This window comes from Pseudoalteromonas sp. MMG013 (assembly GCF_018100885.1).
Lineage (GTDB): Bacteria > Pseudomonadota > Gammaproteobacteria > Enterobacterales > Alteromonadaceae > Pseudoalteromonas > Pseudoalteromonas aurantia.
Genome location: NZ_JAGJEE010000003.1, coordinates 211,253 through 227,790, shown reverse-complemented (window position 1 = coordinate 227,790; position 16,538 = coordinate 211,253). Strand labels below are relative to the sequence as shown.

The following is a 16,538-nucleotide window of genomic DNA, read 5'->3' as shown; positions in this document are numbered from 1 at the left end:
CGGCTCTGCGCAAGGAGTAATATGTCGATAAAGCAGCAGTACTTTATCATTCGGCGCCAAAAAACATTCTGGCTCATGTTAAGCTTGGTGGGGTGCATGCTTGCCTTAGAGTTAAGTGGTACGATCGAGAAAATAAATGCGCCTATATATCACTTACTCAGTGTAGTGCAATCTGAGCAAAATACAGACGTCGTTGTCATTGAAAGTGGCGACCTTCAAAGACAGCATAATGCGCTACTCCACATTATAGATGCTGGGTCACCAAAAGCTGTCATTGTATTTTCAGACCTTATTTTCAGCACCTCGACCGGACACGCTAGTACGGTACTGTACCCTCATGCACAGACTAATCAATGCTTATCGCCCATTGAAAGTTGGGCTGGTTACACGATCATTTTTAAGAATTTACCAACTGAATCATGTGATAACATTTGGCACCTCATTTTCCCTAAAAAACAATTACCTGATACCGCACTGATTAATTTTTCATTACAACCACACGCCCTACCAAAATTCGATAGCGATCGCGTATTATCTGGCGATATTTTAGAATCTCAATTAAACAATAAAATAATCGTATTAACACAACGAACTCACGGTTATGGAATGAGATTAAAAGCACCAAAGGTCGACTCATTTCATGATGCCGCCTATTTATATGCCTACATTGCACACAATATAGATACAAATAGTTTAGTGGCTACATTTGATGGTTGGCCGTCGTTAACTGTGCAAGTCATTATTGTTTTAATATTAATGGTGCTTTATCAAAAGTTTAGTATCAATATAAACCTGATAATTGCTTTTGGTCTTTGCCTACTCTGGTTTATAAGTGCATATTTTATACTCATTTATTGGCATACTTTAATTCCCGCGGGACAACTCACTACCTATACTGTTTTAACATTAGTGTGGATGTTCTTTGCTAAGAAATGGGTAGAGGAAGACGACTTACAACGCATTATTAACAATATCCAGCAACGTATGTTAGGACGCTACCTGCCTAAATCTTTTGTTGAACAAAGTAATCCTTGGGATGCAATTATTGAACTCGTTAAGCAACAACTCGACTTAGATAGAAGCATATTTCTTGCTCGCCAAGAAGGAGATCATCGACTTTACGAAATTCGTGCCGTTAACTGCCAGCTCTCAAATATTCATGAAATGCGGCGAGACTATGAACGTCCCCCCTATTCTGACGCCATTAAGCAGTTTGGTGCGGTGAGCATTACACGGCCATTTTTTGATAATATCACCGACGATGAAACACAATATATTGTCTCTCTTATGTACGCGGGGGATATCAGAGGGTTTTGGGCGATGACCGTTCGCACCGATGAACATTTTAATGAAGCGGCTTTTTTAAAAAATGTAAACCGCTTTGCTAACCAAATAGGTGAGTTATTATTTCACTATCGTATTTTTAGCGCCCAAGACAGTGCCAATAATAGTGTGCTCACGCGGGCATTAACATTAAATTTAGAAAAACCTCTAAGCCAAAAAATAAAGCTCTCAATCAATGAAATGGAACAGAAACTATCCACACTTGAACACGTGTTTAATCAAGTCGGCTCTGCAACCGTTTTATTTAATTTATTTGGACAAGTTATCCAAACCAACCAAGCATTAGAAACCCTCGCCCGACAGCAGAGTTTATCAATTTTTGACATGACAGCTTTAGATTTACTCGCTAAGGTGGGCCAGCTCGAACATGATGTAGCTAAGGGTAAGTTACGTTATTTAACACTTCATAGAGGTGAGTTGTACCAGCCAGTGACTTTCGATGATCAAGTTTACATTCTTTCTGTGCGTACCATTGGGGCTTCTGAGGTGAAAAATAGCGCGGGTGACCCATTTGAGGTCGGTGGGATCTTGTTCGAATTTATAAATATTTCAGATCTCGTCGCACATCTAGATGACCCCAGCTTGTTATTATCACAATTATCCACTTTGACCCAACAGCAAGAAATTCAAAAGCAGTCTGAGTGGATATCTGATTAATGGACTGGTTATTAAATATATTCCCGAATGGGGGCGGCCTGGGTCAATCTGTTATTACTACGGTTTGGGTAGGCATTGGGGTTGTTTGCTTTCTCAATTTACGCTTTGGATTCCCCTTAACGGGACTCGTTGTCCCTGGGTATTTAGTTCCACTCTTTATTGTAAGTCCCACCTCTGCCACTGTTATTTTAATTGAGGCGGTGATTGTTTACATTGTGATGAAATTATCAGCCAAAACTATGATGGAACGATTTGGGTTTGCTGAAATGTTTGGCAGAGATAGGTTCTTCGCCATAATTTTGATCAGCATTTTAGTAAGGGTCACCATGGACACCTTATTCTGGCCCTCTATCGCGTCGCTGTTCTCTTTATGGGACATTACCTTTGATTATGCAGCCCAATTATATAGCTTAGGGCTCGTTATTATTGCTCTTACCGCGAATGTCATGTGGAATGGAGGGTTCAGATACGGTGCAAAAGTGACGCTAATCCAGCTGTTACTCACCTATGTCATTGTCCGTTTTATCTTAATGCCCTACAGCAACTTTAGTATTGCTAACCTTGCTATTATGTATGAAGCCGTTGCAGCATCAATTATAGCGGCGCCGAAAGCGTACATTATCTTGGTCATCACCGCGTTTATCGCATCTCGTGCAAATATTAAATACGGCTGGGAGTTTAATGGCATCATGCTCCCTGCATTGCTCGCTTTACAATTAATGCAGCCAAGTAAATTACTCACATCATTTGCAGAAACCGCTGTAATTCTTATTATTGGCAGTGGGTTATTGCACTTTACTAGATTACGTCACGCTAATTTCGAAGGCGCTCGACTCCTACTATTTTTCTTTAATATTGGTTTTGTGTATAAGCTCTTATTGAATTACGTCGTTGTTCAATATTATCCAAGTTTAAAAGTCACCGACACTTTTGCATTCGGTTATATGCTCTCAACTTTACTCGCATTAAAAATTTATCAAAAAAATGCGCTTGGACTGGTGATCAGAGCCACATTTCAAACCTCTGTTGTTGGCGGTTTTATCGCCATCGCGATTGGCTTTGTGATCATGTTTGTACCATCCATATTTGGCTCAGCACATATAAAAGAGCTTCAGACACATCAAGCCGTGAGTGGCCTGACTCATATGATCAGTGAGTACAAAAGCTATTTATATACGGATAAAAAAAACCAAATTGAGATTAGCCAATATCAACAGGGGCAACAATTACAACAATTTCAGTCCGCTGTTAGGTTGTTAAATCGAGACAGGCAAAATACGCAACTCTTTGATGAAGCCCGTGCTATGTTAATGAAACTAGATTTTTTGCTACGCCAAGACGAACACTATATTTATATTCAAGATGCAAGAAAGCTTTCTCTGCGCGGTTTATTTATATTAACAAAGCAACCAACTTCTGAACTACTGATCACAGTACCACACCCCTCATCTGAGCGCTTAGCAAGTGATGCCGCAGGGTTATTATTATCACATTTAAATAGCGGCGCTTTACTCTTTGGCACGCAACTAACACAATCTTTGAGTGCCAGTTCATCTAGCCAACAAAGTAAGTACTACCTTGCGTTCATTAATGCACTGTCAGCTGAACAAATCCTACAAGTACGAGAAATAAACACGCGTAGCCAAAGTCTCTTAAACAACAGTCCATTTATACATCAGTGTCAACTGTGGGCTTATAATCAACTACCGAATGCAATTAGCCAAAAAGAATTAAGAGAACTGCTTAATTGCAAAAATAGTTCGTTTGGTTTAGCAAGCTCATTTAGCCTACCTGGGGGAGAGTTTTCAGGTCAGTTTTTAGAAACCTTTTTAGACACCGCAAATTACACCTCCTTGATGTCAAAAGTGGCACTCGCCGACGGCCAAATTAATCAAGCTCCAATCACATATTTGACTGATTCAGTAGAAAATGCAATTGAACATTACATCCCACATATTAGTGCAAAAGGCAGTGAGCACTTTGCATTATTGTCAGATAATGAAGCGGCACTATGGGAGTTTGAGATACTCCGTCCCCTATACATTTTAGTAGATGGTTTAAATAATCAAACGATTAATGCCAATATCCAAAACAGGCTCAATCAAATTAACAATATCGCACAAATGGTGGGTTACGAACTAACACTCATGATGTCAGAGCAAGGCCGTTACATCATGATAGCCCCCATTCCTAAACAGCAGTTTTATGAAAAGGGTCAAGGTATTTTCTTTATCAACCTAAACCCAGCAAAATCACTCAATATTCAAGTGCCGAGGCCTTTATTCGAAAGTAATACTTTAAAATTTTCAGCACAATTATTTACACACATTCAAGGTAAAGTACTATCTATTGCAGGTGCGCACCCGTACGCAAGCCCTTTTTCTAATGTAATGACCCCTGCAAATGTGAAGTCACTTTTTAACATAGTACATCAAAGTGTGTTGCGTCATGATCACGATAAAAATATCATGAACTTGCAAATTCGCAGTCATAGTGCACCGTCACATATAAGACCCAGTGCAATTGCATTTCAATTTACGCATCCGCACACATTCCAAAGCACGGTATTAAGGGATTTACGGTTAGCGTTAACAAAACTAGGTGTTGAGCATCAAATAGTACAAGGTCAAACTGCAACAAGGGGCTTAGAGCTCGGCACATCACCACAAACTGGTTATCAGTTATTTGCCCCAAATAGTGAACTCGCTACATTATGGTTAGCCTCCGATTTTAAAAAACACTTTTCTATATCTGAACAAGCACTGTTGCAACGATTATTGGCAATTTCAGATGTCGCATACTTACCCAGTTTAATGCTATCGACGCTCGCACCAAATGACTGGGCTAATGTAGATAAAGCCAGTATTGAAAAGCTGCGCCACATCACTGATGAATATGCAATATCTCAACACTTACCTTTACTCACTGACTATTGCAAAGCCGGAAAACGTTGTACTTTACAAGCTGTCAAACTTGATCCGGAGTATGAGCTCGCATTGGCCATTAAAAACGGGGGTACCTTGATTGCCCTATACTTACCAACCCGAAACAAGCTAATAGACCGCCATGTATATGAAGCCGCGATAAGAAGGGGTCAGCATGTATTATATTAAGTGGCTGTTGAAAATAACATTTTGGTTAGTATTGCTTATCATTGTTTTCTGGTTTGGGGTACGCTTTTACTTTTGGCTACAATCAGCAGAGCCTATGGCACAACGTTCAGATAAAGAAACTCGGTCGAATGTACATTGGCTACATTCAGATAAACCCCTTGTTTATAACTTCTCTCCATCGAGAACATATAACTTGCGAATTCTATCGAATGCAATTTTTGCTCAACAGGTCGAGTTTGATAAGCCTATTAATTATGCCATAGAATACACATTACTTGATCAAGACAATAACCAGCTGATGCAAAAAGTGTATCATCATGCTTCGAAGCTGGCTCTGGACGCTGACCAACAACAAGTTAAACAAATTATTGAGAATAAAGCAGCACTATCAGTGTCTTCTGGACAATCTTTTTATATAAATAGTGAGCAGCTCACCAATGCAAGCCGGATTGCATTGCGGGTAATACCTGAAGATTCTAGTCTCAAAGGCGTGGTCGTTCGCATACATGCAAAAACACCAACAGATACAGATGACATAAATAGCGCCTGGTTAAAGCTCCCGGTAGAATGGCGCGAACGTACAATCGCTTACCACACCATTGGCGCCAATGCGATTACCACTCGAGAAATTCATAATGCAGTGACATTTGATTGGCTAAAGCTTGCGCCACAAGGTGTACCTGATATTGATTTCAAAGCCGATACCCTATATGAAACTCTCCCTTACCATGTTTTGACATATGATTTTGGTGCGCAACAATTGGATCTTGACGGTTTCTATACCGATCAAGACTTATCGGCTTCATTTCGAGTGTATGAAGGCGGTGATATTACTGCAAATATCAAGGGAAACATCGCAGATATCAACATAACTTGGTACGACCTTAAACAACGAGAAAAGCCTAAAAAATTAACACTGGAAAAATTAGAAAACCCTAATACCTATCAATTACTTAATACTCAACCAGGTCTTATCGTCATTCAGTCCAAAACAATAACACAATCTAGTTGGTTTTTAGCTGATACAACCCCGATCTCACCATTGCACAGTTATTATTATGGTATTGATGAGAGTTTATCTGCCAACTATCGAGTCGCGCCAAATAGTGATATAAACTTTCAATTTAGAGGGGCACAAGGCGCTCTCATATCTGTTTCCTTATTTAACACTCAGAAACAACTTATCGAAACTCATCAAGTCAAATTACAAGGACAACAAGCACTGTTTGACCGCATCATCACTCCCGACACACTCAGAAGCGTAACTACAGATTCAGAAAGGTTTTACCTGCGCCTTCCAAGCAATGCTGCGTTTTTATCGATAAGTAGTAAAGAAACAATTAGTGCAAAAATGCAAGCGAGACAAGCACACTTTCATTACCAAACGGTATTATGCGAAGCTCTATGCCAAGTCGATTTACCTGAATTTACAGAAATAGATGCGTGGTTTTCTCAACAAGCGCAGAATGACTTTACCTTTACTGAACAACAAAAGATGTTGAATGTTAGACTCTTTGAGTCTCCCCCTGAAATTGAAGTTAAGCAAACCTTTCATTACGGTCGAAATCTAATCGATATCTTACCTCGCTCAAATACAGCGTTAATTAAAACCGAACCAAAGTACTTCGATCCTATTGATCCCCCTAAAGACTTTAATTTTAGGCCGCTAAAAAACCTGTCAGAAATTACAGTCCCTAACGACCCGATATTACTCGCTAAATCACGTGTCGTAGAGTTATCATCAAGTGCCCCGTTTTATACTGAATATGCACTAAATGACTTACCTGATGATGCCCCCCTAAGGATACAATCGAAGCGTTCATACTTTTATACCAATCTAGGTTCTAATCGGAGCTGGGCAAAACAGCGCTTATTTAAATTAAAAGCAGGTCAATCACTTGAGTTAAGCTTTGATAAAAGACCTGATTCGATTGTAATCAAACTCTATTCAAATAATGAGCAAGACACACCTTTATTCGTTGATACCCATTTACATGGGCATTTTTCTAAAAAGCTCACCGACGAGTACACAATTTCGAAAAAACGTTATGCACTCGTCAAGGCGAATGAGAATAAAGCATTTTTACTTCACCCTGCTCAAACATCACTTTTCAGCTATCCTTCAATAACAATACCGATTAATAACGATATAGAATTATTAAAGAAATTTACAATAAAGACCGATCAAGATGTTTGGGTTAGTGTACTAGAAGAAACATCAGAACAACAAAAACAAGCAAAATGGTGGTTATATGAAGCCAATTAGCAAATTGACACTCTATCTAATCTGCATAATATTTTCGCAGTGTGCGTTGAGTAATTACTCTCAACCATTATACAACGATATGGTTGTATGGTTTAAAGTTCCTACGGCCATTGCACCATGGCAATTTCAACAAATTGAATCGCAATCTGCATTGCTGGCTACATCCACGAAAGAGGGCGGCGGACACGTTTATTTTAACCCGATTAATCAACGCTGTGTCGTGTCTGTTCCGCATCAATTTTATGATACGGGCACGCTGATGATCGGCAAACATATTTACACTCACCTTTGTCAGGTTATGCTAAGTAATTCTCATCAACGCTACGTCGACAGTCCCGATAAATATCCAATGGATTTTTCAAAACGGCCATACAATATTCATAATGCGGCATTAGTTGCATATCAAACTCACAATCCCAGCGCACGTATCTTCCAAATTCATGGTTTTAGTAACAAAAAAAGGCGTTCAAAAATAGCAAAACATGCAGATATCATTGTGAGCCAAGGAAAAACGTCCGACTTGACTGGTCAACAACTCACTGCTTGCTTCACAAACATTGGGTTTATCGCGTATTTATACGGCACGTCTGTTAAAGAGTTAGGCGGTACAAAAAATATAGTACATAAACTCGGGTTAAAACCTCGTTCATTCATGCATATTGAATTAAGCAAAGTCACACGCGTACGTTTACACCAAGATCAACCTCTATTAAGAAAGTTTACCTCATGTTTAAGCCGTACTCTTTAAGCTTCCTTATTTTCCTTTGGGTTTTTCCAGCATATGCGGCACAGACACCGCTGTATAATGCGCCTTTTTGGCTAGACGAAAATAAACCAAACTCTTTAACTATGCCAACTCAATATTTGCGACTTGCAGAAAACTATAGCCAAACTGTATTTGTACCTGAGGGTAATTGGCTAGAAGTACCAGCTCAATTATTAAATGCTATAGACCTTTGGCAAGGGTCTAGCGTATTAGCAATGCGTAAAATCAACGTCTCTTCGCTGACTTGTCGCAACGAGCGCTGTCAGCTACCGGCAATGCAGAGCAATCAATTTATCAAATTTACCAACACCTCCACTCAAAGTCAGCGCTATGAGATATGGTTAGGGCAATATCATCATCATCGCTCTCCATTTCGTCGCAGTCTGAAATTGCCTCTGAAAACCACGCGGCTCACGCTTGCTCAAGATCATGAAACTTACTACAATTTGGAAGATAAAGAACAAATAACTACCTACTTTGCGGATGCAAAAAAGCTCAAGGTGACGGTGAGGAAAACCCTTCATAACCTAGATAAAAGAGGCACTATCAGTCTTTATGTCAATCAACAACCGGTGAGCATACTCACTATAGGTAATTCACAGGCCAGTGAATATATTCAACAAAAAGTGAGTACAGCGAATACAGACTATATCGCACTCCCCAAAGACAGCTATCTAACAATCAAAAGCCATGGGCCTGCCCTTATTAAGATGGAGCAAATGCACCGAGGGATCCGTGATTCAAACGCAGCACAACAATACCAAGAGGCGAATTTTAATCCTTACTGGGTAAACAACCTAAATACAACGCTGTCTCATATTTATCTTGATGAACGATTTGATGACTTTATGCATTTCAACTTTGCAAAAGCCAACCCTATTGAAAAAAGGCGCCATCAAGATTTAATGAAAACAATAAGCACTCAACGCTTTGTTTTCCCTACACTAAACAATGAACCCGGTTACTCTGAAACACAAGAAATATCGATAGTTCAAGGTCAACGTAAAGTCCTAAACCACCTTTATACAAGTTCACTAACTCGTGATGCCCTAGTACATCGCTTAAAAGGTAAACTCGCTTTTGATTGGTCACACCTCAGTCGTGTGCGCAGCTACATTACCCTATTCGTTCGTACGCCTATCGATACAACTTTAAACATGAAGGCTCCACACAAAAACTTTACCATCGCATTAAAAGCCAGCCAGCACTTTATTAAGCTTACAGTGCCGCTGCCCCGAGATATACGCACCGTCGAATTTAGCACTCAGCATCAAAATAGCATTGAATTAGCACTGCAAGTTGATGACTTACTAACCTTGCCGAATAACGAACTGTTATATGTCCAAAAAGGCAAATTAAAAGACAAACTTCCAGCGCTTTATACGCATATGAATACTCAGATTCAACGCACTGCAGACGCTTACATAAACGGACTCACCTCTTATACAAATCACAGCCAAGAAACAGTCTCAGAACCCGATCCGCAATTAAGTATCATACACTCACACCGGCTATTAGGTAATGCATTACAACTATTAAAAAGCAACCCCTTAGAAGCATTACCAATTTTAAAACACTTGGTTACAAGTCCACATTTTGAAGTGAAAAAAAATGCATGGCAGCTCAGAATAAAGGCACTTGAGAGCTTAAACCAACAACGCTTGGCACAAAGTTATTTAGAAGGACTATTACTGTCATCAGATCAAAAACTAAAACTTTTTGCCGCGACACAACTGATTGAAATATATAAGAGGAACAAAAATAGTTTTCAGCTTCAAGGGCTATGTGCCGTATTTAATACAGCGTTAGAAATATGTCCTCCGATCGCTGAGCAGCTGCTTTTATCGCAACAAAAGTACTTAGACGCACTTTGGTTAGTACATGACAAACAAGATATTCTTCATCTGAATCCCTTACCGTTACAAGTCAGTAATTATCGCAGCGTGTCGAAAGCGCACTTACAAGAGCCCCCATACTATCAAATTTCCCATTATGGCAGCAGCACAATATTCGGTGAAACTAGCCATTATAGCGCCTTTAATATTTCCAAAGGTAAAGGGCTAACCTTAACCGCAAAAAGAGATTTAACATTACAACTGCGCGCGAGAGCGCCTTGGCAAGAATCGCATTCAAACGGCACACAGTGGCTACATCTTGATTCACAAAAAACACAATCGATTGTCCCCATATTTTCAGATATTGCCTCAACGGCCCAAATTCCGGCATTGAACACAAGGTTATCTATTGCCAGTGAGAGTATTGTCACTTTGCAAGCAGGTGAGCAGTTGTATATTCATAGTGATATGCCGACTTCTGTGAGCATCAATACACTCCATCAGCAAAGTTTGGGGACTTTACCTCCTAAAACTGCCAATGTGCCCTTTTTGTTTTCTCGTCCATTTGATGACTTAATTAATGACCCAAGCCTTTCGCTGCAAACTCTCTTAACGAATGCTCTGTGGCGGCTTGAATCTCAATCACTCCTTGAACATGAATTTATTTTGTTGTTTACTCGGTTAGCAATTGAAACCTTACCGACAGAGCTTGCCACCCTAATGAGCCGCGTGAAACATTTTGGGCATTGGCAAACGAGTAAACATTATAGCAATTATGCGGGAACCCAATTAATTGATACAGATGCTATTTTAAAACGAAGCTTGGCTGAGCAAGTAAATCGTCATTCTAGTAAAAACATTCAACTGGATGGCGTATTGCTTCGTCCTCATCACACTTTATATCTAGATATGAGCGAACTAAAAACGCTCCCCATCAAACTAAAATTTACGTTTGCTCCAACAGAGCTGTTACCGAATCAATATGCCAATATTTTGATTGAAACGGGTGATAATCATGTTCTGTGGCCCGTAACACCAAACAGTCCAGTAGAGTATGCTTTAAACAACACCGAGCATTCAGACAGTCAAGTCATGCTCAACTGGGTAAACCCTTATGTATCACAACTACTCAATGTCAGTGTGTTAGTCTTTAGAGAGGGTTATTGGCAGGACGTAGATTTAGACACCAAACAACTGTTTTACTATGCGACACAAAAGCAGCCCACAACGCTGAAATTAAATAGAGATCAACTCTTAAAAATAGAAACAATTAACGCGATGCAACGCACTGAAAAAGTAGTTTTTCACCCTGCTGGAACATTAACGTTACCCAGTACCCATGCCCAACTCGCTCGTGTATTTACATGGCAGCTAAAGCCCAATAAACATACACTAGTCGTTTCCCCTCCGGTCACACCATTAGCCATTGTACAGCCGAAATTGATACAACAGCCAACGGCCAACGAATTTATTAATAATACGCTTAAAATGGATGGTAATTTAACGCATGTGGAAGGATTTATGCGTTATGGTCGCTCAGGTATATTTGAAACAAACGAGCCCCTACCTGCCAATCATAATTTAGATTTTGGTATTAGGTTACGCAATAATAATAAGCAGCATTGGTATAGGTTAGAAATTGCTTATTCACTCAGTAATCATAATTATGATACCTATGTAATGAACGCGGTCCATAATTGGCAAGATGATAATAGTCACTGGTTTAGCGAAACTGCTCTATTTAACCGTTGGCAAGACAGTAGTGATATCACCCAGAGTCAGTATGCTGGACTCGCACGTTTTAGAGTTGGTGAAAGTTGGCGAAACGATAAAAGTGATAGGCATCAATGGTGGTGGCAGCCCTTTTACTATTACACCAGTGTAGACACACAAACTTATTTAGATGACTTAAAAATTAACCCTAGTATTTTCGGGTTTTATAGACAGGATCATATGAACGGCTGGCAAGCCGAATATGAATATCGATATCAACCTTGGGTAGACAACCAACTCAGCTTTAGAATGGGCGGTATCTCGAACCAGAATTGGCACTCTTTTGATAATGTCTACTTTAGCGCCACCACACAACAATATTATCAAGGTCAGATCTTTGCTGCACAACTGCAAAGCATTTATAAATTTGCAGATGAAAATAGGCCCAACGATACATGGCAATATTTAACGCAATTAAGCTGGCAAACATTGTATGATTTTAGCAACAATACCGCTGGTTGGGTAAAACTCAGCTGGACACAAGATTGGTTTAATAATGAACATGCTATTGGATTTGAAGTTAATTTAGGCAACTTACAAAATACCGGCTTTACCCCTTTTGCACACGATGAAATTTTATTTCAATCACTCCAGCTCTCTCATTTTGCTGAACAAGATATTTATGGCCACTGATAAAATACAACAACACTTAGAAAACTTACTTTTTGCCGATACAGAGAAGTTCTGGCTTAATTTATATCACCATAAATATCAAACTTTGGTTAATGAACTTGCAAACTGGGAGTTAATCAAACACAAGCCTGAGGCTGAACAACAAATCGACTGGCTACAATTGCAAACAATTGCATTTTTACGCCACAAAATAGAACAATTACATGTGAATTTACAAGGGCTTGAAGCGGGTTATAAAAACTTTATTGAAAGGTTTGCAAAAGCCGATTTTGATGCTGAAAAAGAGCTACATATTTTAAATTATGCAGAAGAACTGGGCGCCAGTTCAGAGCAATTAAAAGCCGACAAAGCCGCTTTTTCACGTTGGTTTGACGAGGGGGCTGTTATTGGTCGCTATCAAAGTCAAGTAGCTGACATTGAACAAAGCCTTAAATTTCTGATCTCAAAATTAGGTGCTATAACCAAACGGTACTTAAGAAATAATGAAGCATTACTAACGGACACTTGGGCAAAACTAGATTTACAACCCTTTTTCTTGAGGCTGTTAGAAGCAAGCCCTAACGCACATGTTCGTCATGGCATGATCCGGGCTTTAGTTAATCAAGTTGCGCTAATTCATGAGTGCAATGCTGACCCTGATCTAGACTCAGAGTTAACTTCTAAGCTCATTGAGCAACTAGAAAATCAAGATACACCTTATCTTGCTGTCATCGATATCCTTGAAATACTCATTCACCAACGACCTACCTTTATTCGCAGCCATATGTGGGCGTTGTTAGACGAATCCGTCAATAGCTATCCCCATAAACCGAAAAACAATGATCAACTGTTTATATTAAGTGCAATTCCAAAAATATTATGTCGGCAAAGCACCCTCAGTACTCAAGATGAACGTTTAATTGAACAGTGCAGTCATCACCCTTATCCGAGGGTCCGTCAATCACTCATTGAACAAATTGCTAACTTCTCTGACTCATTGGCTAAAGCAATATTACAAAGCCGTTTTATAGAAGAAAATTGTGACGCGGTTCGATTTACGATTATTAAACAGCTATCTGCGACCCGCTTTTGTGATGCCGCATTATCTTATGAAATTTGGAAAAAGGTGATTGATGGCCAAGAAAGTGTGGCCATCAAGCGCATTACGTTAGAGCAAAGTGCGCGTATTATGCTTAATATGCAATTAAATAGTGATAAACCTGATACTGTATTTATTCAATTTATTGAGCAGCTAAATAACGCTTTAATAACTGCTCAAGATATTGCTATAAAACGGTGTATCTCACGTACTAGAGAGCAACTAGCTAGCTTTTACCAACAATCGTTAGTCGCAAATATAGATGCACAAATAACCTCAGTTCACACTATAAAGTTATCGGCAGATACTGAGCATCAAGCGCTAGGCAGAGCGCTCAGCTTTAGAGCACAACAGCAACATGGGTTTAATGGTAAGCAACATAAGGGAGCCTGGTCCATTCAAGTAGGTTATAAAATGGGTCGCAGGTTATGGCGCATTTGGCACGAATTTTTTCACCCGAGTACAGATAAACGACAAAGCTTTAGCCATGTATTAGCCAAAAAGCCCAATGCTCAACTTCATGTCCCTAGCTGCACCGTCGCAGAAATAAGTGAAACCAACGTCCCTGGAGAACCGCTATATCATTTATCCGAATTAAGTACTCGTCCACATCTGCCTTTACTTGATTACCTACTTTCAATTTTAAGCCAAGATAACCTGCCAAGCCCAGTGAAAAGCTATACACCAGATGGGTTTCTAGAGATCACAAAACCCACAACATTGTGGAAAAGAACTGCTGCTTATTGGCGTATATCAATTAACTTCAAAGCGTTAGACAAGCTTAGAAAAGGCAATGAACTAGAGCAGCGTCGTTTTTTAGAACAATTAAACTCTATGGGGTTTATCTTACAATTTAAGCCTTATGGGGCACTTGAAAGTGCCACTTTCCCAGTAGAGCCTAGCATTAAAAAGTTATTCGAAAGACTCTCTGTGTCTGCGCCAATACTTAATATTTGGCTCAGTTTTAAAGAGTACCTGTATTCAATTTATCAAAATACCCTGCCTCAATTGGTTTTTTTTGTTGTTGGCTTTATGGGATATTTTTGGAGTCGCCACATTTATGTTAGCCGAAAAATCATGCATAACCGTAAACATATTCCAGTCAGTATTGGCGGCTGGGGCACTCGGGGGAAGTCGGGAACTGAGCGGCTTAAAGCGGCTCTGTTCAGCGCTCTAGCATTGCGAGTGATCACCAAAACTACGGGCTGTGAAGCGATGATGATTTATTCCAAAAGCTCTGGTGAACAATGTGAAATACCACTTTTTAGACCATTCGATAAAGCCAGTATTTGGGAACAAAGTGATGTGCTTTCGTTTGCCAAATCAGTCAACGCCGATGTCTTTCTATGGGAATGTATGGGATTAACACCACGATACGTAAAAATATTGCGCCGATGGATGCAAGACAACTTCGCCACAATCACCAATGCTTACCCAGACCATGAAGATATACTAGGCCCGACTGGTATAGATGTTGCGCGAGAAATGTCTGCTTTTATTGGCAAAAATACGCAAGTATTTACATCAGAACAAACCATGATGCCGATCCTCAATGAAGCCGCTACCATAAATAACACAACCTTAATTCAGGTTCATTGGGGAGATGGATTTCAAATTACACCTGATATACGTGCTCTCTACCCATATGATGAGCATCCAGACAACATCGCGTTAGTTGCAAAGATGGCACAATATATTGGCATTGAAAAAGACTTTGTATTTAAGGAAACTGCTGAGCGTATAGTGCCTGACATTGGCGTATTACAACACTTTGAAGCCGCTCCGATTGGTAAAATAAAGCAATCCTTTGTTAACAGCATGTCGGCAAATGAGCGTTTAGCTACATTGGAAAACTGGCGCAGGTTAGGTCTTTTTGATATGGGGGACTTGCCTCATATACAAACTATCGCATTGATCAATAATCGCAATGATAGAGTTGCGCGCTCAAAAGTCTTCGCGCAAATTGTAATTGAAGATTTAAGCTATGATTTTGTCGTCGTGGTTGGCAGCAACGTTGATGGTTTCTATTCATATTTAGAGCAGGCATTGCACACACGGATTGCACGAATTATTAGCAATCAAGATTTTGACGATCTTAAACACTTAATAAAGCAATTTAAAATACCATTCAACACCGCTGAATGGTTAGAACGAGCTAATGTTTCTCTTGTAGACAACCCCTTAAGCGTCGATGATATCAATGAGGTTAACACCTTAAACATCGCCTTAAGTAAACGTCTCGATAATAATGACAAACAAGCTGAACTGCTCACAACAAGTTTTACGCAGTTTACTCAAATACAGCTAATTTTGGATACAATCAAAGGATCACACTCGCTCAGCACCTTAATGCTCAAACCTTTAGTTGAGATATTTACGGAACGCTGTCTGTTAATTGATGATGCACAAGTTACACCTGATGCTCTAACAACCACAATCAGTCACCTCGCATGCGATCATCAGCACCAACTGATTGTTGGCATGCAAAATATTAAAGGTGCTGGCTTAAATTATGTTTACACATGGCAAAAGTATCAAAAGACGTATCAAGTGTGCCAAAAACTGTTAAACGAACAAGTAAGCCAAGCTGAGTTTCGCTCACTCCTCACACAATTTGCACAACAAGACAGGTTCAGTATTTTAGAAACTGATTATTTAGATAGCGCTTTAATGAATGTAGCTGCACTTGCTCATGCACAAAATGAGTTTAGCCAAGCAGAAATTACACATATAAAAGACAGACTCACTAAATCACGTAAATTGATAACTGCCAATCGCTCAACTCGGGAAAACTCCAAATTAACGATGTTTCTACTGCAAGTTATCGAGTCATTTTTAGACGCTGGCGCTGCTGTGAAACGAAAAAAAACCGCACAACAAGTCTATATTGATATTGCTGAACAACGGATAACAATGGAAAAGGCCATTACAGTTTTAGCACAACTAAACCGTAGTCAAAAACCTGGGTGGTTATCATTGCCAAAAGAAAAGTAACCCAAAAGGATTATAAATACTTTATTCTTATCACTTGGAATAATAGCATCGTGCGTATTTTTGTCGTTTAATTGACCGC

Annotated in this window: 6 protein-coding genes; all 6 read left to right on the top strand. The window is 39.6% G+C overall.

What is annotated here, in order from left to right; all coding sequences use genetic code 11:
• Positions 1-21: 21 nt before the first annotated feature.
• From J8L98_RS04520 to J8L98_RS04495, 6 genes are read left to right on the top strand one after another with little or no spacing between them, the layout of a single operon-like run.
• Entirely contained in the window at positions 22-2,001 is a 1,980-nt protein-coding gene (locus J8L98_RS04520) for a hypothetical protein (RefSeq protein ID WP_210995485.1), read from the top strand.
• Positions 2,001-5,114 (top strand): poly-gamma-glutamate biosynthesis protein PgsC/CapC, encoded by a 3,114-nt coding sequence (locus J8L98_RS04515; protein WP_210995484.1) that lies wholly within the window; start codon positions 2,001-2,003, stop codon positions 5,112-5,114. Before J8L98_RS04520 ends, J8L98_RS04515 begins: the two co-directional genes overlap by 1 nt.
• Positions 5,101-7,380: a hypothetical protein gene (locus tag J8L98_RS04510; RefSeq protein WP_210995483.1), complete on the top strand. Its 2,280-nt coding sequence runs from the start codon at positions 5,101-5,103 to the stop codon at positions 7,378-7,380. The genes J8L98_RS04515 and J8L98_RS04510 overlap by 14 nt, the downstream gene beginning before the upstream one ends.
• Positions 7,367-8,128 carry a hypothetical protein gene (locus J8L98_RS04505; RefSeq protein ID WP_210995482.1) on the top strand — a complete coding sequence of 254 codons (762 nt, stop codon included), beginning with the start codon at positions 7,367-7,369 and terminating at the stop codon, positions 8,126-8,128. The genes J8L98_RS04510 and J8L98_RS04505 overlap by 14 nt, the downstream gene beginning before the upstream one ends.
• On the top strand, positions 8,107-12,387 hold the full coding sequence (locus tag J8L98_RS04500; RefSeq protein WP_210995481.1) for a hypothetical protein: 4,281 nt from the start codon (positions 8,107-8,109) through the stop codon (positions 12,385-12,387). The genes J8L98_RS04505 and J8L98_RS04500 overlap by 22 nt, the downstream gene beginning before the upstream one ends.
• A complete protein-coding gene (locus tag J8L98_RS04495; RefSeq protein ID WP_210995480.1) occupies positions 12,377-16,459 on the top strand; it encodes a poly-gamma-glutamate synthase PgsB in 4,083 nt (1,360 codons plus the stop codon). Before J8L98_RS04500 ends, J8L98_RS04495 begins: the two co-directional genes overlap by 11 nt.
• Positions 16,460-16,538: the final 79 nt, after the last annotated feature.

What these genes read in the sequence shown, in the direction of transcription:
- J8L98_RS04500 (WP_210995481.1), top strand. Translation starts at nt 8,107, where the DNA reads ATGTTTAAGCCGTACTCTTTAAGCTTCCTTATTTTCCTTTGGGTTTTT.
- J8L98_RS04520 (WP_210995485.1), top strand. Translation starts at nt 22, where the DNA reads ATGTCGATAAAGCAGCAGTACTTTATCATTCGGCGCCAAAAAACATTC.
- J8L98_RS04510 (WP_210995483.1), top strand. Translation starts at nt 5,101, where the DNA reads ATGTATTATATTAAGTGGCTGTTGAAAATAACATTTTGGTTAGTATTG.
- J8L98_RS04495 (WP_210995480.1), top strand. Translation starts at nt 12,377, where the DNA reads ATGGCCACTGATAAAATACAACAACACTTAGAAAACTTACTTTTTGCC.
- J8L98_RS04505 (WP_210995482.1), top strand. Translation starts at nt 7,367, where the DNA reads ATGAAGCCAATTAGCAAATTGACACTCTATCTAATCTGCATAATATTT.
- J8L98_RS04515 (WP_210995484.1), top strand. Translation starts at nt 2,001, where the DNA reads ATGGACTGGTTATTAAATATATTCCCGAATGGGGGCGGCCTGGGTCAA.